A 23,695-nucleotide genomic window follows, 5' to 3' on the forward strand; every position below is an offset into this window, starting at 1 on the left:
GGAACCCCCCATGTCCCGCCGCAAACTGACCGCCGCCCCCGCCCCGGCCGACGCCGCCGAGGCCACCCTGATGATCGGCGAATTCGTCGCCATCGACCGCGAGATGGCGCTGGAGCGCCTTTCCGCCGAAGCCGCCATGGACCGGATCAAGGCGCAGCGCGATGACCGCCTGCGCGCGCTGGAGGCGCAGGCCGCCCCGCTGTTCGCCGGGCTGAAGGCCTGGTGGGAAGCGGGCGGCAAGGATGAGCTCGCCAAGGGCAAGCGCTCGGCCGAAGTGGCGGGCGCGAAGATCGGCATCCGGCGCACCCCGCCGAAGGTGAAGTTCCAGCGCAAGGTGAAGGCCGAGGATGTCGTCGCATGGCTGAAGGGGCTGCGCTGGTCGCGCGCCAAGGACTTCCTGCGCACCAAGATCGAGCTCGACCGGCAGGCGGTCATCAAGGCCGTCGCAGCCGACGAGGAAGTCGGCGATCGCTTCGCCGCCCACCTCTACATTGAGCAGAAGAACGAGTTCTTCATCGACACCGGCCTCGACCAGGACGAGCTGAAGAAGGAAGTGGCCGCCTCCTGAAACGGGGGTGGTAGGGCTGTTAGATGCCTCTGAAGCGCGTATGACAGACACCTTAAGTTCGACTCGAACCAGGGATGGAAGAATGCAGCCTCTAGATCACGTAAAGCTTCTGATAGATCGCGGCGAGATCACGGAGGCTCAGTGGGGGATGTTCTACCTTGCTGACGAGTATCTCCGGGATGGGTCAGCCCCCGCTGGGTCAGTGCGGATGCACTTCCGGGGTTTTGATGTCACCGCAACGAAGCTCGGGCTCGATGTTGGTTTCCCCGGAATTATCTTCATCGAGGGGCTGGGGAAGAGCAAGGTCTACGCTGCTTGGGCGCAGCTGCTCTCGGTGACCGTCGAGCGTGTTTAGTGCTCCAGCCGGTCTTGTCATTTACTCCAGCGAAAATTGTCCCGCTACACTCCGGTGAGTGTCATGGCGTGTCTCTCCCCCCGTGGCCCCTTGCGGTTACGGCGCTTCGGGGCCGGTGAACGGCTGACGATCCGTATAGCCGCAGCCCTCCCATGTCTCCCCGCCCAAAGCGATAGTGGCGACGAAGGGGAAACGCCGGTCGCTCATCCCGTCGCTGCATTCGCCGGGGGTGAGTGTGGCGGTGAGCGGCTTGCCATCCAGCGTGCCGGAAAAGCCCAGCCCGCCGTTGCCAGCAAAGCGCTGTGCGGCAAAGCGCGTGCCGGGCTGGTTGTCGGGCGTGGTCCACAGCCCCTCCCCGCTCGTGACTTTGAGGCTCCAGAACGGCTCGGTGCCCGTCATGGTGACGGTGTCATCGGGCGCGACCGCATCGAAGGCTTTGCCCTCCGGGTCGATCCCGTCGGTCTCGGCGGGCGCGCAGGCGGCGGCGAGCATCAGCGCGGCAAGCGCGGCAGGGGTGCGGATCATCGGAATCTCTCCTCGAGCGCGAGGATAGGCCGGAACCATGCCTCGGCCAAGGGGTTGCCCGCGCATGGACTTCACCCCCACCCGCGCGCGCGGACAGGCGCGCCTCACCGAATTTCTCCCCGCCGCCGGCCGCCGCTATGCCGAAACCCGCAACGCCGATGACGGCCCGCGCGAAGGTGCCGGGCGCGGCAATGTCAGCCAGCTATCGCCCTGGCTCCACGCCGGATTGCTTGGCGCGCCCGAGGTGCTGGAAGCGGTGCTGGGCCAGCATTCCCCGCGCGCGGCGGAAAAGTTCATCGCCGAGGTGTTCTGGCGAATCTACTTCAAGGGCTATCTCGAACAGCGCCCGGCGATCTGGGCCGATTACGTCACGGCGCGCGACGGAGCGCTGGCGGCGCTCGATGCCAATGCGGGCCTGCGCACCGCCTACACCCAGGCGACCGAGGGCCGCACCGGGATCGAGGCCTTCGATGTCTGGGCGCGCGAACTGACCCAGACCGGCTACCTCCACAACCACGCGCGGATGTGGTTTGCGAGCATCTGGATCTTCACCCTGAAGCTCGACTGGCGGTTGGGCGCGGATTTCTTTCTGCGGTACCTGATGGACGCGGACGCGGCCTCGAACACGCTGTCGTGGCGCTGGGTCGCGGGGCTGCACACCAAGGGCAAGCACTACCTCGCGCGCGCCGACAATATCGCGCGCTACACCTCCGGCCGGCCCGAGGGCGCACTGTCGGCACAGGGGCTGGCGGGGGACGAGACGCAGCCGCTGGCCGAGGCGCAGGACTATCCCCGCCAGCGGCTCGATTTGCCGGGGCCGGTGAGCGCGGCCGACCTCGCCGAGCCCTTCGCCCTGCTGCTGCATGACGAAGCCGCGCATCACGCACCGCTTGCCCTACCCGCAGCGCCCGCGCTGGTCATCGGCGCCGCGCGGCCCGCGGCGCGTTCGCCAGGAAGCCTCGGCGACCACGCCCGCGGCTTTGCCGAAGGCGCGCTCGCCAGCGGCATGGCAGAGGCCGCTGCCGCCTTCGGCTGCCCGGTTGCGGAGTGGCGCACGGGCGAGCCGCTCGCCCCGCTGCTGGACGCGGCGGGGGTGGAGCGGATCGCCCTCCCCTACCTCCCCGCCGGTTGGACCCGCGATGCGCTGTGGCCCGACCTCGCCCCGCTGGTGGCCGAGGGGCGGGTGATCACCCTGCTCGGCGATCTCGACCGCGCCACTTGGCCGCTCGCCAAGGCGGGCTTCTTCGGCGTCGCCAAGGCGATCGACGGTGTGCTGGGGGAATGCGGGATCGGCGCAGGCGGGTGATGCGCGGCAAGGCCGGGCACTTCACGCCGCGGGGTTAAGCGGGCATTTACTGCGAGCGGCTAGGGTCGCCCGAAAATACATCCAGAGGTTCGCGCGTCATGCTCTACCCCAATCGCTTGCAGGCGGCCCTGCTGTTCGACCGGCAGGTCCACGATCTCGAAGCGATCATGCGCAGCTTCACCCGGATCGAAGGGATGCGAACGCCGGTGGCCTTCAGTCTGTCGGAGGCCAATCCGGGGCGCTTCTACCGCCTGTTCCATCCGGTCGAAGAGCTGATGGTGACCTTCGAATATTGCGAGCACCCCTGCGCGCCCGAGGTGTTCCGGCCGACGCTGTCCTCGCCCTATACCGGGATCGTCACCCCCGACATCCGCGACCGGCTCAACCGCACGCAGACCCATATCCTGCTCGAGGTGTCGCACGGGGTATTTGCGGGTGTCGAAAGCGATCCCAAGATCGCCGCGATGTTCGAAGCGATCGGCCGTGCGCCCTCCGGCGCGACGCGCGAGCAGTTCGAGCGCCGCCTGCAGGTGCTCGCGCTGATGGCGCGCATCGCGATCGAGCACGCCATGCCGCTGGCGGTCCACTGGACCCAGTCCGATCTGCTGGTCGGCGGCGAGGTGTTCGACAAGATGGCCGCCGACCCGGAGCTTCCGGGCCCGCTCCACATTCACCCGCAGCTGTTCGGCCCCCGCCCCGCTCCCGGCGACGACGCGCTGGTCGGCATCCGCACCTTCGGCGTGCGCCACTGGCTCGGGCGCGAGGTGATCGTCGAGCCGAGCGTGCTGCCGTGGCTCGCCAATGTCGAGACGATCTTCACCTTCCTGCGGATCGCGACCATGCCGAACGGCTACGTCATCCCCGATGGCGACACCTTCGGGCCGGAGGATCGCAGCCTCTCCTACCGGGTCCTGCATCACGATGAGGGCGCGATGATCGGCGATGTCGATCCCTCGCCCGCCGACATGCCGCTTTACGAGCTGGTGCCGCTGAAGCACCTGGCTCACGGCCTCGTTTCGCCCGAGCATGTCCCCGACAGCCGGGTGATCGACGACACCGCCTTCCCGCCCGATCTGATGCCGGTCGATCAGGACGCCCGGATGGCGCTCGCCAATGAGTGGTTCCAGAAGCGCAAGCTGGCCGAAGGGATCGGCGGCCGCTTCGAGGTGCGCCATGCCGATGCGCCCGCGGCCCCGCCACCGCCGCCCGCGCCGGTGATCCGCCCGACCCCGAGCCAGCCGGGCCTGCCGAGCCTCAGCGGGCGCGGGCTGCGTTCGCGCGTGTTCGGGCGCAAGGAGGCCTGAAGCCCCTTACGCCCGACACCAATCAGATCTGCTTGTCGGGTGAGGGATCGTGGGCATGGCGCGCGGCCCTGCCGAAGATCCGTTCCAGCCGCTCGGCCATGGTGTTGGCGGCGATCCGCGCCGCCGCATCGACATCGGCGGCCTTGCCGGTCACGCCGATCGGGCGCGAGCCGCGCGGGCGGGCCTCGATCGTGCAATGCTTGTCGTCCGCACCGTGCTTGCGGCCATTGACATCCGTGACATGCACCTCGACCCGCGTCAGCCGGTCGGCGAAACGTTCCAGCCGCTTGCGCACCTGCGCCTCGATCCGCTGGGCCACATCGTGGGTGCCCATGACCGAGCTGTCGGTGTTGAACTGGAACTGCATGGTGCTCATGGCTGTCTCTCCTGCTTGGGTTCAGTGTTCTGTTGCCCAAGAGAGATATGGGGCGGCTGTGCCCCGCTTTCCAGAAATTTCGGTCAGGCGGTGCCCGACATCAGCCCTTCCGCTTCGCGCTTTTCGGCGCGGATGCGATCGGCCTTCACGCGCTCCTCGGCGGTCTTGCGCGCCTGTTCGGCGAGGCCGCGCCAGGTCTTCTCCGAGCGCAGCTCTCGCTCGCGCACGTTCTCGAGCGTTGCGGTGTCGGCGCGCGCCGCTGCTTCGTCGGCGCGTTCGCAGTAGAATTCGTAGGTCTGGGCCATGGGGGGTGTCCTGCCGTTGGAGGGGAGAGGGCGGGCGGATATCGAGAGGCCGGGCGGGATGCTTCCTCAGCACCCCGCCCGCCGGACGTCTTACGCGGCCGAGAGGTTCACGGCGCTTTCCTTGCCGTTGCGGCCACGCTCGAGCTCGTAGTTCAGACGCTGATCCTTATCGAGGCTGTGCATCCCGGCGGCCTGCACGGCGGTGATGTGGACAAAGCTGTCCGACGAACCGTCGTCGGGCTGGATGAAGCCATAGCCCTTGTCGGTGTTGAAGAACTTCACGGTTCCGGTCTTGGTGGTCATGGGGTGTTCCTTTCAAGAACAATGGGTTGCCACACGGCACAGCGCCGCGCGGCTCGTGCGTCGTATCGTCCGATGAAAGGAAGTCGTCGTCTGGTTAACGCCGGGGCCGGTGGGTCTGATCCCGTGGCAAGCGGCGGAGCGCAAATTTCGAAGTCCGTCGCAAATTTCGACGTCAGCGGGGACCATGTAGCACAGCTTGCCCCGATCACCTAATCGACCCCACCGAGGGGGCCGCGTTAAGACATTCCCCACCGGTGCTGGAGTAGCATCAACGCCATGCCCCACCGCCTCGCCTCCCCTGCCTCGACAGCGCTGCGCCGCCGCCTTTGGCGCACGGGGGCGCTGGTGGTGGGCGGATCGGTGCTGGCCTCGGTCACCTTTTCCCATGTCTCCTTCGTCGCCTTCGGCACGATCGACTACGCCGGGACGATGGTCGCGGCGACGCTGATCCCGCTGGTGGTCGCCAGCCTCGCCTTCGGCTGGATCGCCGCGCTCACCCTGCGGCTCGACGCCTCGCGCCGCGAGCTCGAATGGCTCGCGCTGACCGACCCGCTCACCGGCCTTGCCAACCGCCGCGCGGCGCTGGCCCGGCTTGCCGACTGGCGCGACGCCCCCATTGCCCTCGCCATCGCCGACATCGACTTCTTCAAGCGCGTCAACGACCGGCTCGGCCATGACGGCGGGGACGCCAGCCTCGTCCACTTCGCCAAGATGCTCACCCGGCTGCTGCCCGAAGGCTGGCTGATCGCCCGGATCGGCGGCGAGGAGTTCCTGATCGCCGCCCCCACCCCCGACTTCGCCAGCTTCGCCGCCCGGATCGAGGCGCTGCGGGTATCGGTGGCCGGAACCCCGCTGATCACCCCCACCGGCCCCTACCAGCTCACCGCCAGCTTCGGCCTTGCCGCGCGCGGGAGCGAGGAGGCGCCCGATCGCCTGATCACCCGCGCCGACCTGGCGCTCTACGCCGCCAAGCAGGCCGGGCGGAACCGCACGGAGCGCGCGGCGTAGGAAAGGTTACAAAAGTGACACCGCGTCACTTTTCCTTCTTCCACCCATTCTCTTGTAAATTCTGCATAAGTTCCTCATCCGACCAGCCGGACGGACAGGAGTTTTCGCGCGCACAGTTATCCGAATGGCCGAATTCGTCGGGGTCTTCGGGGGTCAGCGCGCCGGTCTCGACCGCCGCGCCGCTGGCGATCTTCGCCAGCAGGCTCTCGAAATCGCGCGCGTGCCGCTCGGCCATCGGCTTCAGCCGCCCAAACACCGGATTGCCGCCCATCGTGCTCGACCGCAGCAGCGCCAGCGTCAGGCTCTCGTCAAAGCGGCGATAGGAGCCGACCAGCTCGCCCTTGTAGAACACCGGCCGCTCGACCCCGTTGAGCGCACGTTCGAGCGCGGCGTGGGCGAGCACATCGAAGGAATGGTGAAACGCCACCTCCCACGCGAGATCGAAGGGCTGGCCCTTCAATCGCGAGCGCAAGCGATAGGCCGACTGCCGCGACCGCCCCACCGACTGCGCGGCCTGCGAGACCGAGTGCGTCGCCGAGAGCGCGCGGAGGAACGCAGTCTGCCGCTCGAGATCCCACCCATCGACACGGGCGGTGTCGCCGGGCGGCGGGATGTCGGCGGCGGGTTCGGGGACGGAGCGGAGCGTCGCGCGGGTTGCGGTGTGGGGCGAGCGGGGGGTGTGGGGGCTGGTCATCGGGGGAGGATGACTCAGGGTGGGGGGTGTAGGAAAGGGGTTATAAACTTCCGCCCCATAAGGTCGTAGAATCAGCGGATTATAGGTTACTAATTATGGAAATGTTCGCGAAGCTCATGAATGGCAATTGGTCTATCCTCGGTTTCGTCGTGGGAGCCATATTGGTCACGACTATCCTCAAGGAACTGCTGTCCTCTGGGAAGAAGGGGAAAAGGCGCCATCGGCGCGTGCCCTACACGAGAGAAGGCAATGCCAACCAGAACAGATCGAAGTCCAAAGCGGACCATGCTGCCGACCAGCTTAAGGCGGTCGCCGCCGCACCATTTACCGCACGGCCTCTGTTGAACAGGTCAGAGGCTAAAGTCTTCGAGACACTTGGTGAAGCTGTCAGTGCGCGCAATCCCGGTTGGAAGGTGATGGCGCAGGTTAGTGTTGGCGAATTCCTTGCCAGCCCAGATACTGAGGCTTTCAGGGCGGTAAATTCCAAGCGGATCGACTTTGCGCTGATGGACGAAAATTGCTGCGTCCGGCACGCAATCGAATACCAAGGCTCTGGACATTACGCTGGTACAAGCGCCGCCGCGCGCGACGCCATCAAGAAGGAAGCGCTGCGCAAGGCGGGAATTGGCTATCACGAGGTGGTAGCGGGACAAACCACGCCGAGTGAATTGAAGGCATTGGTAGACAAGCTGGTTCCTGCACAGCGCGGTGACATGCGCGAACCCAGTGATGCGGTGCGGGTTTTCGGGCGAGGATAAATCTGGGTCAAGAAGCGGCAACGCGTTAAGGCTTTCCATGCGCGCGGCCCCGTCCCCTGGGGGTTCTGAATGAATCTCTGCCCCGATGATGGCTGTTGAAGAAGGGCGTTGCTTACCGGCTCACGATCTGCGCGAGCATTTCGCGCACACGGTCAATTGCGACTGGCTTCACCATAGCCTTTACCATATTGATCGCGATTGATTTTTGGTTCGGCAAATCCTGCTCCGCCAAACAAAAGAACTGCCACTGGTCAGCACAGCGATGATCGGCTCTGGCCAAGTCCGCTTCTGGATGCCAAGCTAACACATAAATCGCAGCGTGCCGCCCATCGATTCTGGTCCGCACATCTCCTTCCCAGCGAAGCTTGCGCGGCGCGATGTCGAAGCGCCCGCTGCTCGCTCGCGCCGCACCGTTACTCCATGATTGCAGCGCAGCCGACTGTTTGACCTCCAGTCGCACCCCCGCAGCGTTCTCGAAATCGTGTGAGGCCCAGTCCTGCGAGCACCACCGCCAATCCGGCTCGAGCACCTGAGCAAGCATCGCTTCGACCAGTAAACCGCGAAAGGCGTTGTTCACCAGCGGGCGACCGAGGAGGAGTGCTGTAATCCGGCGTTCGAGATCTGCGTCCATGCGCCAAGCTTACCTGTTGGCAAGACGCTAGCAAGGTTTGCCGATTGAGCCGCCCCCTCCACGTGCCGGAACAACCGGCGTCCCCCTTACGCCCCCCACCCCACTCGGCTAAGCCCACCCCATGCCCCCCATCACCATTCTGATCGACGCCGATGCCTGTCCGGTGAAGGACGAGATCTACCGCGTCGCGGAACGCTACCGCGCCGAGGTTCGCGTGGTCAGCAACGCGCCGTTCCGCATCCCCGACAGCCCGCGGGTGAAGCGCGTTGTCGTGAGCGATGGTCACGGTTCAGGCACTGAACCGCAAGGGCGACCGCCCGCCGGCCGGTTAGGCCGCAAGCCAAGCTGGGCGGATGCCCAGCGCCCGGCGCCTGAGGGCCCAAAATATGACGCGGCGGATGACTGGATTGCCGAGGCGGCGGAGGCGCTGCCCAAGGGCAAGTGCGTGGTCGTCACCGGCGACATCCTGCTCGCCGAGCGCTGCCTCAAGGCCGGGGCGCGGGTGCTGGGGCACAAGGGCGACGAGTTCACCCCCGCCAGCATCGGCGGCGCGATCGCCACCCGCGCGATCATGGCCGATCTGCGCGCCGGTATGGACGGACCCACGGGCTCGGCGGGCGGCGGCCCCGCGCCCTTCGGCAAGGCGGACCGTTCGCGCTTCCTGCAGGCGCTCAACCGGGTGATGGTGGGGCTGCGTGGGCGCTGACGCCCGCCGATCCTCACCCGACGCTTAATCGGATCGCAAATCTTTTGCCGCAAGGCGGGGCGCGATGCGATTGTTCGTCACCACCCGCAAGCAGGTGCTCCGCTACACAGCGCTGATCACGCTGATCGCCGTGGCGGCGCCGGTGCTGGTGGTCGGCGGGGTGCTGATCGGGGTGCTCGGCGTCCCGCTCGGCGCGGCAATGCTGGGGATCGCCATCGCCTTTTTCATCCCGCTGCTGATCGCTCCGCCGATCGCCTACATGGCGCTCTCGATCATCCGGCTGCTGCACGAGACCATCGCGCGGGTCGACGATCACATGCGCCATGACGGGCTGACGGGGGCGCTCAACCGCTCGCACTTCCTCGACCGGGTGCGCGCCTGGCCCGATGCCGGCTCGCTGATGATCTGCGATGTGGACCACTTCAAGCGGATCAACGACACCTTCGGCCATGCCGCGGGGGACGAGGTGCTGCGGATGCTGGCCCATGCGGTGCAGGAGGTGGTGGGGACGCGCGGGCTGGTCGGGCGGCTGGGGGGCGAGGAGTTCGCGGTGTTCCTGCCGCAGGCCGATCCCGATATTGCCTTGCTCGAGGCGGAGTCGATCCGGCTGGCGGTGGAGATGCTGGGCATGGTGGTGGACGGGCGCAGGCTGGCGATCACGATCAGCATCGGCTGCACGTCGCACAACCCCTCGCTGCCGATCGGCACGACGCTGAAGCGCGCCGATGCGCTGCTCTACGAGGCCAAGCAGCAGGGCCGCAATTGCGTGATGCCGCGCGTGCCGCAGCGCGTGGCCGAACGCGATCAGGCGCGGGCCTGAGGGGGGCTTGCCCGAGGGGCGTGTCAGGCCCGCTCGAAATCCATCGTCCAGTTGGTTTCCCACGTCGCGCCGCCATCGGCGGAGAGCGCCTGTTCCCAGCGCGGGCGGTCGGTGTCGGTGTCGAGCCACCGGAAGCGCAGGGTGACGGAGCGGCCTTCGTGCGTGTCCTCGGCGAGGAAGGTGCCGACGCCGTTCTCGAACCGGCCGATCACCGGCACGTCGAGCGCATGGGGGGCGCGCTGGTCGAGCCACCAGATCGCCCAGGTGCCGCTCGCCGCATCGAAGGAGCGGATGGCGATGGCGCGGTAGCTGCCCGAGGCGATGTGGAGGAGGTTGTCCTCGATATTGCCATTGCCGCCGAGCACCGGGCGGGTCTCGCTGGTGCCGGAGAACTTCTCCCAGTCGTCGGCCCCGGCAAGGCGGGTTTTCAGGCGCCGGTGGTGGACCCGCCAGCGCCCGAACTCGAAGTCGAAATCGGTCGAGGGGGGTGCGGGGTCAGTCATGCTCCCTGTCCCCCGCGCCGACATAGAGTTGGTTGCCGACCTCGCGGTACTTGGCGCTCATCTCGGCCATGCCCGCCTCCGCCTCGGCCTCGGAGGCTACGAAGGTGTCGATCCCGGCGTTCTGCTTGGCGGCGAAGTCGCGCACTTCCTGCGTGATCTTCATCGAGCAGAATTTCGGCCCGCACATCGAGCAGAAATGGGCCGACTTCGCGCCTTCCGCCGGGAGCGTCTGGTCGTGGTATTGCTCGGCGGTTTCGGGGTCGAGGCTCAGGTTGAACTGGTCGCGCCAGCGGAACTCGAAGCGGGCCTTGCTCAGCGCATCGTCGCGCACCTGTGCGGCGGGGTGGCCCTTGGCGAGGTCCGCCGCGTGGGCGGCGAGCTTGTAGGTCACCACGCCCACCTTCACATCGTCACGGTCGGGCAGGCCGAGGTGCTCCTTGGGCGTGACGTAGCAGAGCATCGCCGTGCCATACCACCCGATCTGCGCCGCCCCGATGCCGCTGGTGATGTGGTCGTAGCCCGGCGCGATGTCGGTGACGAGCGGCCCCAAGGTGTAGAACGGCGCCTCGCCGCACGCCTCCAATTGCTTTTCCATGTTCTGCTTGATCTTGTGCATCGGCACGTGGCCGGGGCCTTCGATCATTACCTGCACGTCCTGCTCCCAGGCGCGCTTGGTGAGTTCGCCCAAGGTGTAGAGCTCGGCGAATTGCGCTTCGTCGTTCGCATCGCGGATCGAGCCGGGGCGCAGGCCATCGCCCAGCGAATAGGCGATGTCGTAGGCCTTCATGATCTCGGTGATCTCGTCGAAGTGTTCGTAGAGGAAGCTCTCCTTGTGGTGGGCGAGGCACCACTTGGCCATGATCGAGCCGCCGCGCGACACAATCCCCGTGACGCGCTTGGCCGTCAAGGGGATGTAGGGCAGGCGCACGCCCGCGTGGATGGTGAAGTAGTCGACGCCCTGTTCGGCCTGCTCGATCAGCGTGTCGCGGAAGATTTCCCAGGTCAGTTCCTCGGCAATGCCGCCGACCTTTTCGAGCGCCTGATAGATCGGCACGGTGCCCACGGGGACGGCGGAGTTGCGGATGATCCATTCGCGGGTGTCATGGATGTTGCGGCCCGTGGAGAGATCCATGATCGTATCCGCGCCCCAACGGGTCGCCCAGACCATCTTGTCGACCTCGCTCGCCACGTCAGAGGCCACGGCGGAGTTGCCGATATTGGCGTTGATCTTGACGAGGAAGTTGCGCCCGATCGCCATCGGCTCGGACTCAGGGTGGTTGATGTTGGAGGGGATGATCGCCCGGCCGCGCGCGACTTCGGAGCGGACGAATTCCGGGGTGATGATATCAGGGATCTCCGCGCCCCAGCTTTCGCCGTCGCGGATCAGGTCGGCGGCGATTTCGCGCCCGAGATTTTCACGCTCGGCGACATATTCCATCTCGGGGGTGATGATCCCGCGCCGGGCATAGTGCATCTGGCTGACATTCATGCCCGCACGCGCGCGCAGCGGGCGCTTGACGGTGTTGGGAAACTGCGGGACGCCGCCCGAGCGGTCGGGGCCGAGCTGGCCGTTGTCTTCGGGCTTCACCTCGCGCCCATCGTAAGCCTCGACATCGCCGCGCGCCATGATCCAGTCGCGGCGCAATTGTGGGAGCCCCGCGCTGATGTCGATGCGCGCGTCGGGGTCGGTGTAGGGGCCGGAGGTATCATAGACCCGCACGCTCGGCTCGCCGCCTTCAAGGTCGATCTCGCGCATGGCGACGCGGATGCCGCTGCCGGTGCGCGCGCCGACGTAAACCTTGCGGCTGCCGCGGATCGGCCCGGTGGTGACGCCGATTTCTACCGGGGAATTGATGTCGGCCATGATGCTCTCTCTCCTCAAGGCGGAAAGCGAGCGGGAACCGTGGCACAGCGACCAGCCCACTCCCTCCGCCGATGCTAATCGGTTCAGGTTCGACGGGTCGTGGGATGCTTACACCCACCTCTCAGCCATCAAGCAGGCTCCCCGGGGATAGAGAGGGATTAGGCCAACGGCGGCTTCAAGTCCAGCGTCACGCCACGCCGCCCGCGGCCTGCCAATCGGCAATCGCATCGATCGGAAACAGCAGCATGATGACGTTCAAGGTCAGATTGTCGCGCACCACATAGCCCGCCACCAACTCACCGATGATTGCCAGCGCCACCGTCACCTTCACAGGAAGGCGCAGCGCGAGCCAGAAGCCGAAGCTCATCCAGCCGATGTCGGCGGCGGAGTTGAGGACGCTGTCGCCCGAATAGCCGAAATTGGCGGTGACGGCGCGGAAACGGTCGATCACCATGGGCGTGTTCTCCAGCACCTCCCACGCCGCCTCCAGCAGCACCGCGAGCGGGAAGCCCCAGCGAAAGCCCTGCGGCCCGCCGATCCCGCGATTCACGAACAGCCACCAGCCGAAGGCGTAGAAGATCATGCCGTGGATGATGTGGCTCGGCGTGTACCAGTCCGTGATGTGCTGGCTGTTGCCCGCGTCGTTGATCTGGCCGTGCCACAGGCTGACATAGCCGCATTCGCAGATCGGCGTGCGGCCCATCGCGAGCAGGATCGCGATGGTGGCCGCCGTGATGGCGAGCGCGACGAGGATCGTGCGCCGGTCGGGGACGAGCGCCCCGCCGGTCACGCGCTCACCCGTCATTCAATCACCTTGCCCCGCACCATCACGAAATCGACCTCTTCCAGCACCGTCACATCCGCCAGCGGATTGCCGTCCACCGCGATGATGTCTGCCGAATAGCCCGGCGCGAGCTTGCCGATCTGGCTTTCCATGCCGAGCACTTTCGCCGCCACCGTGGTGGCGCTGGCGAGCACTTCGCGGTCGCTCATGCCCTGCTTGCGCATAAGCGCCAGTTCCTCGGCATTGCGGCCATGGCTGTAGACGCCGGCATCGGTTCCGAAGGCGACGGTGACGCCATATTGCCGGGCGCGGCTGACGAGGCTTGCCATCAGCGGCTGGACCGCGCGGATCTTGTCTTCGACGACGGGGGTGTAGATGCCCTTCCCCAGCCCCTCGGAAACGCCCTCCAGCGCCATCAGCGTGGGCACCAGCACGGTGCCGTTGGCCTTCATCGCCTTCGCCGCGGCTTCATCGAGATAGGTGCCGTGCTCGATCGAATCGATCCCGGCTTCGGCGGCCTGCTGGATGCCGCGCGCGCCGTGGGCGTGGGCCATGACCTTGAGGCCGAGGCTGTGTGCGGTGTCGGCAATCGCCTTCATCTCCTCGGGCGTGAAATGCGCTTCGAGGCCCCGGCCCTGCTGCGACAGCACGCCGCCGGTGGCGGTGATCTTGATCACGTCGCTGCCGTTCTGGCTCGCGAGCCGCACCTTGGCCGCGCATTCGACCGCGCCGGTGCAGGTGAAGCCGGAATCGAGCAGTTCGTTGACCTCGGAACGGAAGCCGTTGACGTCGCCGTGCCCGCCGATGATCGCCAGCGCCGGGCCTGCCGCGACGATGCGCGGGCCCGGCACCAGCCCGTCCGCCGTGCCGCGCCGCAGCGCGAAGGCGGTGTCGCGCCCGCTACCAGCCTCACGCACCGTGGTGAAGCCCGCCAGCGCGGTCAGCCGCGCGTTCTTGGCCCCGACGACCACGCCCCATTCGTCGGGCTCGGTCGCTTCCTTCCAGAAATCGCCGCCCGGATCGCCGGTGAGGTGGGTGTGGAGATCGATCAGGCCGGGCAGCACGGTCTTGGACGAGAGGTCGATCGTACGGTCGGCGGCGACGGGATCGGCGCCGGGGGTGATCGAGACGATCCGCCCGTCCTCGATCAGGATCGTCGCCGGGCCGGTGGCTTCGCTCGCGGCGTCGGTGATCACTGACCCGGCCCGGATCGCGATGGTCTCGGCGGCCAGCGGGCCGGCCAGCGCGGTGCTCGCCAGCGCGGCGGCGGTCATGGCAAGGCGGCGGAATGTCGGCATCGTCTGTCTCCCCTCTCGTGCTTTCGCGAAGTGATGGCGCGCGCGCGCCGCCAAGGCAAGCGCCTCGACGAAAAACGCGGGCGATCGGACTATTCGCTTGGGCGCCGCCGCGCGGCTGGCTATGTTCGCCTGCGATTCCAAGACGAAGACAGGGGCGTAAGAATGATCCGAATTTCTGCGATGCGTTATGGCCGCGGCCTGCTGGCGGCGATGCTCGTGCTGGGCACCCCGGCGATGGCACAGGAGGCCCCGCCGCCGATGGCCCCGCCCGCCCCCCGCATGATCGCGCCCGCCGCGGCCACGATCGCCAATCCGCAGCCCGATCATCCCGCCTATTCCGACCTGATCCTCGCAATCGAAGGCGCGGTCGACAAGGACATCGTGCTCGCCAATGCGATGGCGGTGGTCGGCCAGCAGCTGCGCGCCGATCCCAATGTCGGCGCCGCCGATGCGGCCAGTCCCGGACTGGTGGACGAAATTCTCGCCGGGATGCGCCCGGTGATCGACCGGCACAACGACCGCGTCACCAAGGATTATCGCCCGCGCATGATGGCGGTGATGGCCGATTACCTCACCCCCGAAGAGGCGAGCAATGTGGCCGCCTTTTACCGTTCGGACCTTGGCCGCAAGCTGATGGGCGGGGTGATCTCCAACTACAGCATGGAAAGCGTGATCGCTGCGGGCATGAAGGAGCAGCCGGTGACCGAGGCGCAGGTGCGCGGCGACATCACCGAGGCCGTGACCAAGGGCATGGCCCAGATGGACAAGAGCGACATCGAGGCGATCGGTCGTGAGGCGCTTGCCAACCCGGCGCTGATGAAGCTCCAGCGGATCAGCCCGCAGATCAACCGTCTGCGCACCCAGATGGAGAACGAACCGCTCAGCCCCGCCGACGATGCCGAGATCGTGGCGGTGGTGGAGGCAGTCTTCGCCAAGCGCTTCCCGCAGTAAACCCGCTCAGAACGTGTAGGCGAGCCCCAGTCCGGCGATGAACTGGTTGGGGTCGCCGCGCGTGGCGGTGTAGGGCGTATCGGCCGCATCGCCCAGCAGCCGCGAAACGCCGCCGACGCCGGTGATCGCCCAGCCGCCGTTCAAGGGCTTGCCGTCGAGATCCCAGGTCAGGATCGCGACCGTGCCGATGCGGTTGAGCCCGCCCCCGGCGCGGAATTGCGGCAGGCCGGTCGCGGTCGCTTGCGCGGGGCTGACGCTGAAGTAGTAATCGGCAAAGCTGTCATCGACGATCTCGGCGCTCGCCTGCACCTGCAAGGCGAAGCTGCGGCCCACCGGCGCGCGGTAGCTGATCTGCGGCTCGACGATCATCCCGCCATGCGCGCCCAGCACGTCCCAGCGGGTCTGCACGCCGAGGCTCAACTGGTCGAAGGGCTTGACCACATTGGGAAACGCAACCGCGACATTGCCGCCCACCTCCAGCGCCGCATCGAGCGTGCCCGCGCGCGCCACCACTTCGTCGCGGATGCGGTTGTTGCGATCGTTGCGGAACCGGAACGCCGGGCCGAAGGCGACGCGCGGCCCCTTGCGCGGGGCGAAGGAGGGCTTGGGCGAATTGAGATCGAGCACGAAGCCCGGCCCGTTGGGGCTGATCCCCACCCCGCCCACACGGCCCACGATCAGCGGCAGGGGGAAGGCGATGTAATCGTCCGACCCGGCATAGCTCGGCACCATCCCGACGCCGAGGCCGATGGTGGCCCAGGTCTCGTCGAACACCGGCCGCGCGAAGGGGATCGGCGGCGTGCCGGGGGCGGGCTGGACGGTGACATCGGCTTCCGCCTCGGTTTCGGCGGCGCTTTCCTCGACCTCCTCGGCCAGCACGGGGCCGGCGGCGAGCGCAGCCATCACGGCCAGCGGAGACAGCATCGGGCGGGGGAACATGGTGCGATCCTTGTTGCGAGCAGGGCCGTGTTGCAGGGGCGGCAGGTCTGCCACCTCAAACAGCGGCGCGCGCTTAGGTTCCCGCGCGAGATGTTGCAACATCATGTTCACGCTTGCGCGATTGCCCATCGCGCGAGGCTGGCCTAGGGCAGAGGCTTGATGGTCGATTCAACCCCCACCCCGGCACCGCAGACATCCGCCCCCGATACGGGTGCCGACGTCGCCCCGCTCGATGTCGCAATCGTCGGCGGGGGGCTGGCGGGCGGTCTGATCGCGCTCGCGCTCCACCGCCACGCACCCGGCTGCCGCTTTGCGGTGATCGAGACAGGGCGGACATTCGGCGGGCACCATCGCTGGAGCTGGTTCGAAACCGATATCCGCCCCGGCGCGCGCGGGCTGATGGCGGGCTTCACGCTGAATGGCTGGGACGAGGGCTATGACATCACTTTCCCCGCCTATGGCCGCACCCTGCCCACCGCGTACCGCTCGCTCGCCAGCGCCGAATTCCACCGCGCATTGATGGACGAACTGCCCGGCGAATGCGTGATGCTGGGCACCAAAGCCGCCAGTCTCGATGCGGACGGCGTGACGCTGAGCGATGGCCGTCGGATCGCGGCGCGACGCGTGATCGATTGCCGTCCCTTCGCGCCGTCCAAGGCGCTGTCGGGCGGCTGGCAGGTGTTCCTCGGCCAGCAATATCGCTGCGAGACGCCGCACGGCCTCACCCGCCCGGTGATCATGGATGCGAGCGTCGATCAGCTCGCCCCGCACGGCAATGGCGAGGCCTATCGCTTCGTCTATGTCCTGCCGCTGTCGCCCACCGATGTCTTCATCGAAGACACCTACTACGCCGACCAGCCCAGGATGGACGCCGGGGTGCTGAAGGGCCGCATCGCCGAATATGCCCATCGCAAGGGCTGGAAGGGCGAGATCGTCGATCAGGAAGCGGGCATTCTGCCGGTGATTTCGGGCGGAGACTTTGCCGCCGCCAGCGCCGAAGTCGCGATCCCCGGCGTGGCGCTGGCGGGCGCACGCGGCGGGTTCTCGCACCCGCTCACCAGCTACACCGTGCCCTTCGCGGTCGATAATGCGCTGGCCATCGCGCACCTTCTGGCGCGCAAGCCCGAGCTTTCGGGCGCGGAACTCGCCGCCTTCTGCCAGCGCCGGGCCAAGCGCCACTGGCGGGCCACCTCCTATTACCGGATGCTCAGCCGGATGCTGTTCGAGGCTGCCGATCCGGGCAAGCGGGTGGTGGTGTTCGAGCATTTCTACGCGCTGCGCGGGGCTCTGGTGGAACGCTTCTACGCGGGCAGGTCGACCTGGCCCGACCGGCTGCGCATCCTTACCGGCAAGCCGCCCGTAGCTATCCCCCGCGCCATCCGTGCGCTATTTTCTTCCGGGAAACCCCTGGACGCGAAACCGTTAGACACCAAGCCTCTCAACATGGAGACCCCGGCATGAACGCCGATGCGAAGCTCAACCTCTCGGGTGCGAAAGGCGTGAACCCGGCGCTGGCCGAACGCTATGCCGGCCGCACCGCCTGCGTGATCGGATCGGGTTTCGGCGGCATGGCGCTCGCCATCCGGCTGCAATCGGCGGGGATCGCGACGACCGTGATCGAAAGCCGCGACAAGCCGGGCGGGCGCGCCTATTTCTGGGAGCGCGACGGCTTCACCTTCGATGGCGGGCCGACGGTGATCACCGATCCGCCCTGCCTCAAGGAACTCTGGGCGCTGACCGGCCACGACATCGCCGAAGATGTCGAGCTGATGCCGGTGATGCCCTTCTACCGCCTCAACTGGCCCGATGGGACGAATTTCGACTATTCGAACGACGAGGCCAGCCTCAACGCCGAGATCGCCAAGCTGAACCCCGCGGACGTGGCGGGCTATGCGCGCTTCCTCGAATATTCGGAGCGGGTCTACAAGGAAGGCTATCTCAAGCTCGGCACCGTGCCCTTCCTCGATTTCAAGTCGATGCTCAAGGCCGCGCCCGCGCTGATCAAGGAGCAGGCCTGGCGTTCGGTCTACGGCATGGTTTCCAGCTATGTCGAGAATGAGAAGCTGCGCGAGGCACTGAGCTTCCACACGCTGCTGGTCGGCGGCAACCCGATGAACACCTCGTCGATCTACGCGCTGATCCACAAGCTGGAAAAGGACGGCGGCGTGTGGTGGGCGCGCGGCGGCACCAACCGGCTGATCGCGGGGATGGTGCGCCATTTCGAGCGGCTGGGCGGCACGATGCGCGTGGGCGATCCGGTGGTGCAGGTGCACACGCTCGGCACCAAGGCCACGGAAGTCGAAACGAAGAGCGGCTTCAAGCAGCGCTTCGATGCGGTCGCGAGCAATGCCGACATCATGCATTCCTACAAGGATCTGCTGTCGGGTTCCGATCGCGGCAAGCAGATGGCCAAGTCGCTGAACCGCAAGAGCTATTCCCCCTCGCTCTTCGTGGTGCACTTCGGGCTGGAGGGCACCTGGCCTGGCATCCCGCACCACATGATTCTGTTCGCCAAGCGTTACAAAGGCCTGCTCGACGACATCTACAAGAACGGCGTGGTGCCGGAAGATTTCGCGATCTACCTCCACCATCCCACGGTCAGCGACCCCTCGATGGCCCCGGCGGGCAAGAGCACCTTCTACGCGCTCGTCCCCGTCAGCCACATGGGCAAGATGCCGCTCGATTGGGACGAGGTCGGCCCGAAGCTGGAAAAGATGATCCTCGACGAGCTCGGCCGCCGGTTGATCCCCGACATTCACGAGCGGATCGTGACCAAGTTCAGCTACGCGCCGACGGACTTCAAGGCCGACCTCAACGCCCACATGGGCAGCGCCTTCAGCCTTGAGCCCGTGCTGTGGCAAAGCGCCTGGCTGCGCGGCCACAACCGCGATGACGTGATCGACAATTACTACCTCGTCGGCGCGGGCACGCACCCCGGCGCAGGGATTCCGGGCGTGGTCGGCAGCGCCAAGGCGACCGCCGGGCTGATGCTGGAGGATCTGGCCAAGGTGCCTGCGTGACGGCGCTGCTCGCCGCTCTGCTGGCGGGGACGGTGGCCATGATGGGCCCTTCCCCGCTCGCCGAGATCGGGCATCCGCCGCAATGGCAATCGCTTGCGGTCGACGATCAGGGCGAAGGCTGGATCGATCCGACCTGGCACAAGCAGGGCGAGGTCGACGGGCGGCCCGTGGAACTGGTGCTGGTGCGGATGAACCTCACCGATTCCGACGGCAAACCGATGCTGTTCGATGCGATCATGGCGGTCGATTGCCCCGCGCGGAAAATCGGGATGAAGGAAAGCTGGCTGTTCCTCTCGCGCTATGGCGACAACCGCCGCGCACCGATCACGACGGTGGACATGACCTTCGCCAGCACCCCGCTCTCGACCGGCGACCTTGCGCTGCTGGCCCATGCGTGCACCGGGGAGCGGGCGGCGGAGAAATAGGCCCGGCAAAACTTGTGCTTGAAGATATCGACGCCGGGGTTAGGCGGCTGGTCGATATCTGTGATGAGAGAACGAAGACGATGACTTGCTCGCCCCTCCGCCATACTGCGCCTTCCGGGGTGGCCTCATGAAACGCCTCGCTGTCTATTGCGGTTCGGCCTCGCCCGAGGATCCGCGCTATGTCGAACTGGCCTACGAAGTCGGCGCGGAACTCGCCGCGCGCGGGATCGGGCTGGTCTATGGCGGGGGCAAGCTTGGCCTGATGGGTGCGGTCGCCAAGGGGGCGAAGGAGAACGGCGGCGAGGTGATCGGCATCATCCCCGAGAGCCTCGTGCGCGCCGAAGTCGCCAACCATGATTGCGACGAACTCGTCACCGTCAGCGGGATGCACGAAAGGAAGCATCGCTTCACCGATCTGTCGGACGGCTTCGTCACCATCCCCGGCGGGGTCGGCACGATGGACGAACTGTGGGAGGCGATGAGCTGGTCGCAGCTGGGCTATCATTCCAAGCCGGTGGGCCTCCTCAACGCTTTCGGCTTCTATGACGATCTGCTCGCCTTCAACGCCAAGATGGCGGCGGTCGGCTTCGTGCGACCCGCGCACCAGAACATCCTGATCGCGGCGACCTCGATCCACGAGCTGCTCGCCAAGATGGAGGCCTATCAGCCCCACACCCCGATCTTCCGCATGAAGGCCGAGGAGCTCTAGGCCAAGCCATGCCGGTCGATGCAGCAACCCGCGCCGCGCTGGTCGAGCACGCCCGGCTGTCGATCAAGCAGGGCTCGCAGAGCTTTTCCGCCGCCGCGCGGCTGTTCGACCGCGAGACCCGCGAGCGCGCTTGGCTGCTTTACGCCTGGTGCCGCCGGGCGGACGACATTGCCGACAATCAGGACATGGGCGGCGAGCTGGGCGACCAGTCCGATCTCGCCGAGCGTCTCGCGCATATCCGCCGCCTGACTGCGCTCGCCTTTGCAGGCCAGCCGACGGGCGACCCGGCTTTCGATGCTTTGGGCGTGGTGGCCGCCGAAGTGGGGCTCACACCGCAAATGGCCGAGGACGTGATCGCCGGCTTCCAGCTCGATGCCGAAGACTGGCGGCCGCGTACCGAGGCCGACATGCTGCGCTATTGCTACCATGTCGCGGGCGCGGTGGGCGTGATGATGGCGGTGGTGATGGGCGTCTCGCCGCAGGATCAGGAGACACTGGACCGCGCGAACGATCTCGGCCTTGCCTTCCAGCTTTCCAATATCGCGCGCGATATCGTGGAAGATGACGCGGCGGGGCGGTGCTACCTGCCTATCGAATGGCTCGCCGAACAGGATATCGAGCCCGGCCAGCACACCAAGCCGCACCACCGCGCCGAACTCGCCGAAATGGCCGCGCGGTTGGTGGCGCTGGTGGAAAAGCATGAAGCGGCGGCGCGCGTGGGCGCGGCCAAGCTCCCCTTCCGCAGCCGCTGGGCGGTGCTGTCGGCCGCGCGCATCTATGGCGCGATCGGGCGCAAGGTGAGGAAGCGCGGGCCCGAGGCATGGAACAGCCGCACCTACGTGCCGAGGGGCGAGAAGGCGCTGTATGGCGTGCGCGCGTTCCTCTCGGCGGTGCTCAACCGCGAGAAGATGCCGCCGGGCGGGATCGACTGGGGGATTGCGGATTACCGGCCCAGGGGGTGACGTTGGGATGAGGCGAAGCGGTTTCCTTTGCAACCAAGTCGGGCTAATCCGACAGGCATGAAAGCCATTTTCGCAATCACAGCCGCCCTCGCCGCCGCGCCGCTCGCCGCGCAGGAACCGGGCGACGATACGATCCATGTGACTCCCCTCGGTGAGGTGAACACCGCCGTCGCTCTTTTCTTCAAGGCTCTGCGCAATGACGACAAGACCGCGCTGGCCGAGCACATGGATGCGCGCGCGATGATAACCATTCATGACAGGATGGACCCGGACGCGCCCAAGATCATCTTCGTTCCCGTCGCCCAGCACCTCGAAAACTGGCTCAAATCCCCGACCGGGCTTGACGAGCGGATGTTCAATCAGGCCGTGGATATTGATGGCGACATGGCGCATGTCTGGGGCCCCTATCGCTTCATGGCCGGCGGCAAGACCACCCATTGCGGGATCAATTCGTTGAGCCTCGTCAAGGGCGCGGACGGCTGGAAAGTCGCCAACACCAGCTTCACCATGGAGCCGCCGAGCGAATGCACCCGCCTCGGCGCACCGGAGGCACCTGCACAATGATCCAGAAGCTCCTGATCGCCAATCGCGGCGAGATCGCCTGCCGGATCATGCGCACGGCGCGCGCCATGGGGATCGCGACGGTCGCGGTCTATTCCGATGCCGACGCCAAGGCGCTGCATGTGCGCTCAGCCGACGAGAGCGTGCATATCGGCCCCTCGCCCGCTGCCGAAAGCTATCTGGTGGGGGCGAAGATCATCGCGGCAGCCCAGCAGACGGGCGCGGATGCGATCCACCCCGGATATGGCTTCCTGTCCGAGAACGCCGACTTTGCGCAGGCCGTGCTAGACGCAGGCCTCGTCTGGGTCGGCCCCAAGCCTGCGAGCATCCGTGCGATGGGTCTGAAGGATGCCGCCAAGCAGCTCATGCGCGCGGCGGGCGTGCCGGTGACGCCGGGCTATGACGGCTCGGACCAGTCAGTCGAGCGGCTCACCAAGGAGGCCGAGGCCATTGGCTACCCCGTCCTCATCAAGGCGGTCGCAGGCGGCGGCGGCAAGGGGATGCGCAAGGTCGACGCCCCCGCCGACTTCGCTGCCGCGCTGGAAAGCTGCCGCCGCGAGGCCAAGGCCAGCTTCGGCAATGACGAAGTGCTCTTGGAAAAGTGGATCACCTCGCCCCGCCACATCGAGGTGCAGGTGTTCGGCGATGCCCACGGCAACGTCGTCCACCTGTTCGAGCGCGACTGCTCGCTCCAGCGCCGCCACCAGAAGGTAATCGAGGAAGCCCCCGCCCCCGGCATGGACGAAGCCACCCGCGAAGCGATCTGCGCCGCCGCCGTGCGCGCCGCCAAGGCGGTCGATTACGAGGGCGCAGGCACGATCGAATTCATCGCCGATGCCTCAGAAGGCCTGCGGGCAGACCGCATCTTCTTCATGGAGATGAACACCCGCCTTCAGGTGGAACACCCCGTCACCGAGGAGATCACCGGGGTCGATCTGGTCGAATGGCAGCTGCGCGTCGCGAGCGGCGAGCCGCTGCCCAAGCGGCAGGACGAGCTGTCGATCGACGGCCATTCGATCGAGGCGCGTCTCTATGCGGAGGACCCGGCGAAGGGGTTTTTACCGAGCACGGGGCGGTTGGAATACTTCCGCCTCCCCCATCTCACCCGAAAGCGCCGTTTCCGCAACGAAACCGGTGTGCAGAAGGGAGACGAGATCTCGCCATTCTACGATCCGATGATCGCCAAGCTAGTCGTCCACGCTGACACCCGGCAGGATGCTATCGAAGCGATGAAGGACATGACCTCCGGCGTCGAATGCTGGCCGGTCAAGAGCAATGCCGGGTTCCTCAATCTCCTGCTGTACGATCAGGATTTCGAGGACGGGACGATGGACACCGGGCTCATCGGCAACAATCTCGACGACTTCATTCCCGACGAGCGTCCGTCCAACAAGGCGCTGCAATCAGTCGCGCATATGGTGATCGACAAGGTGCTGGGCGGCAAGGCGACCGACATTCGCGAAACCTATCTCGCGACCGACAAAGGGCCTTGGTCGAACCTTGGCCTGCGCCTCAACCGCGACAAAGCGCCCGCCACGGTGCGCCTGACCGAAGGCGCAAATGACTACGAGTTCGCCTTCACCGATCAGTCCATCGACGAAAGCCTGTGGGTTGAAGAGACCCCGCACGGCTATCTCGTCACCGACGATGGCGTGACGCGAATGCTGCGCATCGCCCGCGCTGGCGGGGAAGGCCAAGCCTCCGCCGCCGATGGTGCGATCATCGCGCCGATGCCGGGCAAGGTCATCGCGGTCGATGTGGCCGAGGGCCAGGCCGTCACCGCCGGGCAGCGGCTCATGGTGCTCGAGGCGATGAAGATGGAACACGCCCTCACCGCACCCTTCGACGGCGTGGTCGAGGGGCTGGCCGTCAGCGCGGGCGGGCAGGTGCAGGTCGAGGCGGTGCTCTGCCGGGTGGTGCCTGCGGGGGAATAACCGTCATCCCAGCGAAAGCTGGGATCGCCTTCCACCGGGCACGACATCGACAACGATCCCAGCTTTCGCTGGGATGACGGTTTGCC

27 protein-coding genes and 1 riboswitch are annotated in these 23,695 nt (G+C 66.7%); of the genes, 16 read left to right on the forward strand and 11 right to left on the reverse strand.

From position 1 onward, the window contains the following. Window positions 1–10: 10 nt before the first annotated feature. Together E2E27_RS16990 and E2E27_RS16995 are read left to right on the forward strand one after the other, a co-directional pair. On the forward strand, window positions 11–568 hold the full coding sequence (locus E2E27_RS16990; RefSeq protein ID WP_141461180.1) for a host-nuclease inhibitor Gam family protein: 558 nt from the start codon (window positions 11–13) through the stop codon (window positions 566–568). An 82-nt stretch (window positions 569–650) separates the two neighbouring features. Continuing rightward, window positions 651–923, forward strand: a complete 273-nt coding sequence (locus E2E27_RS16995) for a hypothetical protein (RefSeq protein WP_141461182.1) — start codon at window positions 651–653, stop codon at window positions 921–923. Between the two features lie 96 nt (window positions 924–1,019). Here E2E27_RS16995 and E2E27_RS17000 read toward each other — a convergent pair whose 3' ends face one another. Further along, window positions 1,020–1,448 carry a COG3650 family protein gene (locus E2E27_RS17000; RefSeq protein WP_141461184.1) on the reverse strand — a complete coding sequence of 143 codons (429 nt, stop codon included), beginning with the start codon at window positions 1,446–1,448 and terminating at the stop codon, window positions 1,020–1,022. A gap of 64 nt (window positions 1,449–1,512) precedes the next feature. On the opposite strand from E2E27_RS17000, the gene E2E27_RS17005 reads away from it, so the two are divergent. Continuing rightward, entirely contained in the window at window positions 1,513–2,754 is a 1,242-nt protein-coding gene (locus E2E27_RS17005) for an FAD-binding domain-containing protein (RefSeq protein WP_141461187.1), read from the forward strand. 98 nt (window positions 2,755–2,852) lie between these two features. Next, window positions 2,853–4,058, forward strand: coding sequence for a hypothetical protein (locus E2E27_RS17010; RefSeq protein WP_141461189.1), 1,206 nt, complete (start codon window positions 2,853–2,855; stop codon window positions 4,056–4,058). A 22-nt stretch (window positions 4,059–4,080) separates the two neighbouring features. Here the strand turns inward: E2E27_RS17010 and E2E27_RS17015 are convergent, their stop codons facing one another. The 3 genes from E2E27_RS17015 to E2E27_RS17025 all read right to left on the reverse strand — a co-directional run bounded on the left by E2E27_RS17015 (window position 4,081) and on the right by E2E27_RS17025 (window position 5,042). Further along, window positions 4,081–4,434, reverse strand: a complete 354-nt coding sequence (locus E2E27_RS17015; protein ID WP_234036106.1) for an HPF/RaiA family ribosome-associated protein — start codon at window positions 4,432–4,434, stop codon at window positions 4,081–4,083. Window positions 4,435–4,517: 83 nt separating this feature from the next. Further along, the gene (locus tag E2E27_RS17020; RefSeq protein ID WP_141461191.1) at window positions 4,518–4,739 is read right to left on the reverse strand and encodes a hypothetical protein; all 222 of its coding nucleotides are present in this window, start codon (window positions 4,737–4,739) and stop codon (window positions 4,518–4,520) included. A gap of 90 nt (window positions 4,740–4,829) precedes the next feature. Next, complete coding sequence (locus E2E27_RS17025) at window positions 4,830–5,042, reverse strand: cold-shock protein (RefSeq protein ID WP_141461193.1); 213 nt, start codon at window positions 5,040–5,042, stop codon at window positions 4,830–4,832. 276 nt (window positions 5,043–5,318) lie between these two features. Between E2E27_RS17025 and E2E27_RS17030 the strand changes: the two genes are divergently transcribed. Beyond that, window positions 5,319–6,050 (forward strand): GGDEF domain-containing protein, encoded by a 732-nt coding sequence (locus E2E27_RS17030; protein ID WP_141461194.1) that lies wholly within the window; start codon window positions 5,319–5,321, stop codon window positions 6,048–6,050. A gap of 25 nt (window positions 6,051–6,075) precedes the next feature. On the opposite strand, the gene E2E27_RS17035 is transcribed toward E2E27_RS17030, so the two are convergent. Next, entirely contained in the window at window positions 6,076–6,744 is a 669-nt protein-coding gene (locus tag E2E27_RS17035; RefSeq protein WP_141461196.1) for a hypothetical protein, read from the reverse strand. 95 nt (window positions 6,745–6,839) lie between these two features. Here E2E27_RS17035 and E2E27_RS17040 point away from each other — a divergent pair, with 95 nt between their 5' ends. Continuing rightward, a complete protein-coding gene (locus E2E27_RS17040; protein ID WP_141461198.1) occupies window positions 6,840–7,502 on the forward strand; it encodes a DUF2726 domain-containing protein in 663 nt (220 codons plus the stop codon). 112 nt (window positions 7,503–7,614) lie between these two features. On the opposite strand, the gene E2E27_RS17045 is transcribed toward E2E27_RS17040, so the two are convergent. Continuing rightward, entirely contained in the window at window positions 7,615–8,133 is a 519-nt protein-coding gene (locus E2E27_RS17045; protein ID WP_141461200.1) for a hypothetical protein, read from the reverse strand. Between the two features lie 121 nt (window positions 8,134–8,254). Between E2E27_RS17045 and E2E27_RS17050 the strand changes: the two genes are divergently transcribed. Together E2E27_RS17050 and E2E27_RS17055 are read left to right on the forward strand one after the other, a co-directional pair. Then, window positions 8,255–8,839 carry a YaiI/YqxD family protein gene (locus E2E27_RS17050; protein ID WP_234036107.1) on the forward strand — a complete coding sequence of 195 codons (585 nt, stop codon included), beginning with the start codon at window positions 8,255–8,257 and terminating at the stop codon, window positions 8,837–8,839. Window positions 8,840–8,903: 64 nt separating this feature from the next. Beyond that, window positions 8,904–9,659: a GGDEF domain-containing protein gene (locus tag E2E27_RS17055; protein ID WP_141461202.1), complete on the forward strand. Its 756-nt coding sequence runs from the start codon at window positions 8,904–8,906 to the stop codon at window positions 9,657–9,659. A gap of 23 nt (window positions 9,660–9,682) precedes the next feature. On the opposite strand, the gene E2E27_RS17060 is transcribed toward E2E27_RS17055, so the two are convergent. The 4 genes from E2E27_RS17060 to E2E27_RS17075 all read right to left on the reverse strand — a co-directional run bounded on the left by E2E27_RS17060 (window position 9,683) and on the right by E2E27_RS17075 (window position 14,108). Further along, complete coding sequence (locus E2E27_RS17060; RefSeq protein WP_141461204.1) at window positions 9,683–10,162, reverse strand: DUF1579 domain-containing protein; 480 nt, start codon at window positions 10,160–10,162, stop codon at window positions 9,683–9,685. Further along, window positions 10,155–12,026, reverse strand: a complete 1,872-nt coding sequence (thiC, locus tag E2E27_RS17065) for a phosphomethylpyrimidine synthase ThiC (RefSeq protein WP_141461206.1) — start codon at window positions 12,024–12,026, stop codon at window positions 10,155–10,157. The genes E2E27_RS17060 and thiC overlap by 8 nt, the downstream gene beginning before the upstream one ends. 41 nt (window positions 12,027–12,067) lie before the next feature. Then, a riboswitch (TPP riboswitch) is annotated at window positions 12,068–12,180 on the reverse strand. 33 nt (window positions 12,181–12,213) lie between these two features. Then, window positions 12,214–12,831 carry a DUF2585 family protein gene (locus E2E27_RS17070; protein WP_141461208.1) on the reverse strand — a complete coding sequence of 206 codons (618 nt, stop codon included), beginning with the start codon at window positions 12,829–12,831 and terminating at the stop codon, window positions 12,214–12,216. Beyond that, window positions 12,828–14,108 carry a metal-dependent hydrolase family protein gene (locus tag E2E27_RS17075; protein ID WP_141461210.1) on the reverse strand — a complete coding sequence of 427 codons (1,281 nt, stop codon included), beginning with the start codon at window positions 14,106–14,108 and terminating at the stop codon, window positions 12,828–12,830. Before E2E27_RS17075 ends, E2E27_RS17070 begins: the two co-directional genes overlap by 4 nt. 162 nt (window positions 14,109–14,270) lie before the next feature. Between E2E27_RS17075 and E2E27_RS17080 the strand changes: the two genes are divergently transcribed. Beyond that, window positions 14,271–15,059 (forward strand): DUF2059 domain-containing protein, encoded by a 789-nt coding sequence (locus tag E2E27_RS17080; RefSeq protein ID WP_181443495.1) that lies wholly within the window; start codon window positions 14,271–14,273, stop codon window positions 15,057–15,059. Window positions 15,060–15,065: 6 nt separating this feature from the next. Here the strand turns inward: E2E27_RS17080 and E2E27_RS17085 are convergent, their stop codons facing one another. Beyond that, window positions 15,066–15,998 carry a MipA/OmpV family protein gene (locus tag E2E27_RS17085; RefSeq protein WP_181443496.1) on the reverse strand — a complete coding sequence of 311 codons (933 nt, stop codon included), beginning with the start codon at window positions 15,996–15,998 and terminating at the stop codon, window positions 15,066–15,068. Between the two features lie 159 nt (window positions 15,999–16,157). On the opposite strand from E2E27_RS17085, the gene crtY reads away from it, so the two are divergent. The 7 genes from crtY to E2E27_RS17120 all read left to right on the forward strand — a co-directional run bounded on the left by crtY (window position 16,158) and on the right by E2E27_RS17120 (window position 23,609). Further along, window positions 16,158–17,459: a lycopene beta-cyclase CrtY gene (gene crtY, locus E2E27_RS17090; RefSeq protein ID WP_141461215.1), complete on the forward strand. Its 1,302-nt coding sequence runs from the start codon at window positions 16,158–16,160 to the stop codon at window positions 17,457–17,459. A 107-nt stretch (window positions 17,460–17,566) separates the two neighbouring features. Then, entirely contained in the window at window positions 17,567–19,018 is a 1,452-nt protein-coding gene (locus tag E2E27_RS17095) for a phytoene desaturase (RefSeq protein ID WP_353653639.1), read from the forward strand. Further along, a complete protein-coding gene (locus E2E27_RS17100) occupies window positions 19,015–19,443 on the forward strand; it encodes a hypothetical protein (RefSeq protein ID WP_141461218.1) in 429 nt (142 codons plus the stop codon). The genes E2E27_RS17095 and E2E27_RS17100 overlap by 4 nt, the downstream gene beginning before the upstream one ends. Before the next feature lie 127 nt (window positions 19,444–19,570). Then, the gene (locus E2E27_RS17105) at window positions 19,571–20,152 is read left to right on the forward strand and encodes an LOG family protein (protein WP_141461220.1); all 582 of its coding nucleotides are present in this window, start codon (window positions 19,571–19,573) and stop codon (window positions 20,150–20,152) included. 8 nt (window positions 20,153–20,160) lie between these two features. Continuing rightward, window positions 20,161–21,114: a phytoene/squalene synthase family protein gene (locus E2E27_RS17110; protein ID WP_141461222.1), complete on the forward strand. Its 954-nt coding sequence runs from the start codon at window positions 20,161–20,163 to the stop codon at window positions 21,112–21,114. Between the two features lie 57 nt (window positions 21,115–21,171). Beyond that, entirely contained in the window at window positions 21,172–21,678 is a 507-nt protein-coding gene (locus E2E27_RS17115) for a hypothetical protein (RefSeq protein WP_141461224.1), read from the forward strand. Next, window positions 21,675–23,609 carry an acetyl/propionyl/methylcrotonyl-CoA carboxylase subunit alpha gene (locus tag E2E27_RS17120; RefSeq protein WP_141461226.1) on the forward strand — a complete coding sequence of 645 codons (1,935 nt, stop codon included), beginning with the start codon at window positions 21,675–21,677 and terminating at the stop codon, window positions 23,607–23,609. The genes E2E27_RS17115 and E2E27_RS17120 overlap by 4 nt, the downstream gene beginning before the upstream one ends. Window positions 23,610–23,695 lie beyond the last annotated feature (86 nt).

This window comes from Porphyrobacter sp. YT40, assembly GCF_006542605.1.
Classification (GTDB): domain Bacteria; phylum Pseudomonadota; class Alphaproteobacteria; order Sphingomonadales; family Sphingomonadaceae; genus Erythrobacter.

Excerpts from the sequence above, each read along its gene's own strand:
- E2E27_RS17035 (WP_141461196.1), bottom strand. The coding sequence starts at position 6,744 with ATGACCAGCCCCCACACCCCCCGCTCGCCCCACACCGCAACCCGCGCG.
- E2E27_RS16990 (WP_141461180.1), top strand. The coding sequence starts at position 11 with ATGTCCCGCCGCAAACTGACCGCCGCCCCCGCCCCGGCCGACGCCGCC.
- E2E27_RS17030 (WP_141461194.1), top strand. The coding sequence starts at position 5,319 with ATGCCCCACCGCCTCGCCTCCCCTGCCTCGACAGCGCTGCGCCGCCGC.
- E2E27_RS17010 (WP_141461189.1), top strand. The coding sequence starts at position 2,853 with ATGCTCTACCCCAATCGCTTGCAGGCGGCCCTGCTGTTCGACCGGCAG.
- E2E27_RS17050 (WP_234036107.1), top strand. The coding sequence starts at position 8,255 with ATGCCCCCCATCACCATTCTGATCGACGCCGATGCCTGTCCGGTGAAG.
- E2E27_RS17110 (WP_141461222.1), top strand. The coding sequence starts at position 20,161 with ATGCCGGTCGATGCAGCAACCCGCGCCGCGCTGGTCGAGCACGCCCGG.
- E2E27_RS17025 (WP_141461193.1), bottom strand. The coding sequence starts at position 5,042 with ATGACCACCAAGACCGGAACCGTGAAGTTCTTCAACACCGACAAGGGC.
- E2E27_RS17105 (WP_141461220.1), top strand. The coding sequence starts at position 19,571 with ATGAAACGCCTCGCTGTCTATTGCGGTTCGGCCTCGCCCGAGGATCCG.
- E2E27_RS17085 (WP_181443496.1), bottom strand. The coding sequence starts at position 15,998 with ATGTTCCCCCGCCCGATGCTGTCTCCGCTGGCCGTGATGGCTGCGCTC.
- E2E27_RS17015 (WP_234036106.1), bottom strand. The coding sequence starts at position 4,434 with ATGAGCACCATGCAGTTCCAGTTCAACACCGACAGCTCGGTCATGGGC.
- E2E27_RS17045 (WP_141461200.1), bottom strand. The coding sequence starts at position 8,133 with ATGGACGCAGATCTCGAACGCCGGATTACAGCACTCCTCCTCGGTCGC.
- E2E27_RS17055 (WP_141461202.1), top strand. The coding sequence starts at position 8,904 with ATGCGATTGTTCGTCACCACCCGCAAGCAGGTGCTCCGCTACACAGCG.
- E2E27_RS17005 (WP_141461187.1), top strand. The coding sequence starts at position 1,513 with ATGGACTTCACCCCCACCCGCGCGCGCGGACAGGCGCGCCTCACCGAA.
- E2E27_RS16995 (WP_141461182.1), top strand. The coding sequence starts at position 651 with ATGCAGCCTCTAGATCACGTAAAGCTTCTGATAGATCGCGGCGAGATC.
- E2E27_RS17070 (WP_141461208.1), bottom strand. The coding sequence starts at position 12,831 with ATGACGGGTGAGCGCGTGACCGGCGGGGCGCTCGTCCCCGACCGGCGC.
- E2E27_RS17120 (WP_141461226.1), top strand. The coding sequence starts at position 21,675 with ATGATCCAGAAGCTCCTGATCGCCAATCGCGGCGAGATCGCCTGCCGG.
- E2E27_RS17115 (WP_141461224.1), top strand. The coding sequence starts at position 21,172 with ATGAAAGCCATTTTCGCAATCACAGCCGCCCTCGCCGCCGCGCCGCTC.
- E2E27_RS17095 (WP_353653639.1), top strand. The coding sequence starts at position 17,567 with ATGGCGCTCGCCATCCGGCTGCAATCGGCGGGGATCGCGACGACCGTG.
- E2E27_RS17060 (WP_141461204.1), bottom strand. The coding sequence starts at position 10,162 with ATGACTGACCCCGCACCCCCCTCGACCGATTTCGACTTCGAGTTCGGG.
- E2E27_RS17080 (WP_181443495.1), top strand. The coding sequence starts at position 14,271 with ATGATCCGAATTTCTGCGATGCGTTATGGCCGCGGCCTGCTGGCGGCG.
- crtY (WP_141461215.1), top strand. The coding sequence starts at position 16,158 with ATGGTCGATTCAACCCCCACCCCGGCACCGCAGACATCCGCCCCCGAT.
- E2E27_RS17000 (WP_141461184.1), bottom strand. The coding sequence starts at position 1,448 with ATGATCCGCACCCCTGCCGCGCTTGCCGCGCTGATGCTCGCCGCCGCC.
- thiC (WP_141461206.1), bottom strand. The coding sequence starts at position 12,026 with ATGGCCGACATCAATTCCCCGGTAGAAATCGGCGTCACCACCGGGCCG.
- E2E27_RS17040 (WP_141461198.1), top strand. The coding sequence starts at position 6,840 with ATGGAAATGTTCGCGAAGCTCATGAATGGCAATTGGTCTATCCTCGGT.
- E2E27_RS17075 (WP_141461210.1), bottom strand. The coding sequence starts at position 14,108 with ATGCCGACATTCCGCCGCCTTGCCATGACCGCCGCCGCGCTGGCGAGC.
- E2E27_RS17020 (WP_141461191.1), bottom strand. The coding sequence starts at position 4,739 with ATGGCCCAGACCTACGAATTCTACTGCGAACGCGCCGACGAAGCAGCG.